The following is a 2,583-nucleotide window of genomic DNA, read 5'->3' on the forward strand; positions in this document are numbered from 1 at the left end:
GCGCCCACCCCCGCGCCACGCCCCTTGACGCCGGGCCCGGGAAACCCGCGAACCGAAGGCACAATACCGATCATGAGCACGCCGCCGACGACCTTCGAGCCGGTCCTCCACCGCATCGCGGAGGAGATCGAGCACACGCCGGGCCGTGGCCGCCCCGCCGACTACATTCCGGCGCTCGCGGCCCGTGACGTCCGCAGTTTCGGCATGGCCGTCGCCGAACCGGACGGCACGGTGTACGGGGTGGGGGACTGGCGGGAGCCGTTCTCCGCGCAGTCCGTCACGAAGGTCTTCACGCTCGCCCTCGACCTGGCCCGCGAGGGCGACGAACTCTGGGAGCACGTGGGCCGCGAGCCGTCCGGCAACCCGTTCAACTCGCTGGTGCAGCTGGAGTACGAGAACGGCATCCCGCGCAACCCGTTCATCAACGCGGGCGCCCTGGTGGTCACGGACCGCCTGCACACCCGTACCGGCGACGCGGCGGGTGAACTCCTCGCCTTCCTGCGGGCGGAGAGCGGCAACCCGGATCTGGACTTCGACGAGGAGGTGGCCCGTTCGGAGACGGCGCACGGCGACCGCAACGCCGCGCTCGCGCATTTCATGGCGTCGTACGGCAACATCCACAACCCCGTCCCGGAGCTGCTCGACCAGTATTTCCGCCAGTGCTCGATCAGCGCCTCGTGCGCCGATCTGGCGCTGGCGACGACGTTCCTCGCCCGGCACGGCGTCCGCGCCGACGGCAGCCGCCTGCTGACCCGCAGTCAGGCCAAGCAGATCAACGCGATCATGCTGACGTGCGGGACGTACGACGCGGCGGGCGACTTCGCCTACCGGGTGGGCCTGCCGGGCAAGAGCGGGGTCGGCGGCGGCATCATCGCGGTCGTGCCGGGCCGCTGCACACTGTGCGTGTGGAGTCCGGGCCTGGACGAGCGGGGCAACTCGGTGGCGGGCGTGGCGGCACTGGACCGCTTCACGACCCTCACGGGCCTGTCGGTGTTCTGAGGGAAGCCGAAGGAACGCGAGAGGCCGCGGGAGTTCGCGGGTACGGGCACACCCCGGCCACGCAACCGGCGCGCCCGGAAATGCAGTTGAGCCCGCTGCGATCGGTGGGCGAGGATCCCGCACATGTTCTCGCGGAAGAATCGCAGGCCGAAGTCCCCCGAACTGCACGCGGCGTGGGAGTCGCTGGACTCCGGAGACGTGCCCGGCGCGCTGCGCGCCCTGCGGGCGGTGGCCGAGACGGCACCGCTCGCGGAGGTCGCACAGGTGACGGCCCGAGCCGCCGCCACGGCCGGTTTCGACGACCTGCGGGACGCGGGCGAGGCGCTGGCGGCCCATCCCGAACGAGCCCAGAACCTGTACGACTTCGGGTACGCGTGCGTGGAGCGGGGCGTGCCGGTCCTGGCGATACCCGCGCTGCGGGAGGCGGTGCGGCTGGTCCCGGACTCCGCGGCGGCGCTGCGGGAACTGGTGTCGGCGTACGAGAGGGAGGGCCGCCACCGTGAGGCGGTGACGGCGCTCAGTGCCCGTGAGGAGACCCTCGCGGACTGGCCGGACCGCTATCTGCTCGCGTACAACGCGCTCATGTCCGGCGACCTGGACCTGGCGCGCCGCCAGCACGAGCGGCTGCCGGACCCGGCGGCCGACCCTGACGACCGGATCTGGCTGCCGGCGCGGGACCGGCAGCGGGCCATGCTGGAGCGGGCGGCGAGCGCCGCCGGCGCGACCCCGCTGGACCACCGCGACCTGCGCGGCTGGCAGTACGTCATGGGCGGCTCGCTGCTCGGCACGCTGTCGCCGTACGGCTTCGACGAGGGCATGCACGGCCGTTACGCCTTCCTCCAGGAGTCGTACGACCTGTGCCTGCGCGCCCTGCTGCGGCTGAAGCTGGTGCTGGAGGCGACCGGTGTCCGCCCGGAGGCGGTGGCGCTGCTGCCGGACCGGGACAGCCGGATCATGGGCCTGGCCGCGGCCGAGGTGCTGGAACTTCCCGTACGGCCGTTCGAGGGCGCGGAGCCCGGCACGCTGGTGGTGGCGCACGACCTCAACGGCCTGGCGGAGGACGAGCGGGGCCGGGAGATCCTTGCGGCGCTGCGTGAGCGGGCGCCGGGTCAGGTGCTGCACGAGCACGCGAGCTGCTGGACGGATCCGCCGGTCGTCGCCGCGGACAGTGTGGGCCTGCTGCATCAGCATCTGACCCCGGCGTGGGCCGAGCAGATGCGGCTGGACGAGAACGGCGAGGTGGGGACGGCCCCGGCCGACGACCGCCCGGAGGCGGAGATCGCCGCGGAGATCACCGCCGCGGACCCGACCCCGGACGAGGGCGACGGCAGCGCGCCGGCCGACCCGGACGAGCGGCCGGCACAGCTGGCGTCGGCGGTCGCCGACACCTGGCTCCGCGGCCCGCGTGGCGGCGTGGCCGACACGGGCCCGGTGTCCAGTTCCCGGTTCCTGTGACAGCCCCGGCCGGCCGCTCGCCTGCTCTTCAGCCGCAGGACACGTCGTGTTGCCGCGTCCGCCCCTGCGGGACCTGGGCCAAGGCGTGCACCTGCGCCCGCCTCCACGGGACCTCGGCCACCCCGCGTC

Annotated in this window: 2 protein-coding genes; both read left to right on the top strand. The window is 73.6% G+C overall.

Annotation, left to right across the window (positions count from 1 at the left end; all coding sequences use genetic code 11):
- Positions 1-72 precede the first annotated feature (72 nt).
- Complete coding sequence (locus MTQ10_RS29685) at positions 73-999, top strand: glutaminase (RefSeq protein WP_247473532.1); 927 nt, start codon at positions 73-75, stop codon at positions 997-999.
- Between the two features lie 123 nt (positions 1,000-1,122).
- Complete coding sequence (locus MTQ10_RS29690; protein ID WP_247473536.1) at positions 1,123-2,454, top strand: hypothetical protein; 1,332 nt, start codon at positions 1,123-1,125, stop codon at positions 2,452-2,454.
- Positions 2,455-2,583 lie beyond the last annotated feature (129 nt).

Source organism: Streptomyces sp. XM83C, from assembly GCF_023072675.1.
Lineage (GTDB): Bacteria > Actinomycetota > Actinomycetes > Streptomycetales > Streptomycetaceae > Streptomyces > Streptomyces thermocoprophilus.

What these genes read in the sequence shown, in the direction of transcription:
- MTQ10_RS29685 (WP_247473532.1), top strand. Translation starts at nt 73, where the DNA reads ATGAGCACGCCGCCGACGACCTTCGAGCCGGTCCTCCACCGCATCGCG.
- MTQ10_RS29690 (WP_247473536.1), top strand. Translation starts at nt 1,123, where the DNA reads ATGTTCTCGCGGAAGAATCGCAGGCCGAAGTCCCCCGAACTGCACGCG.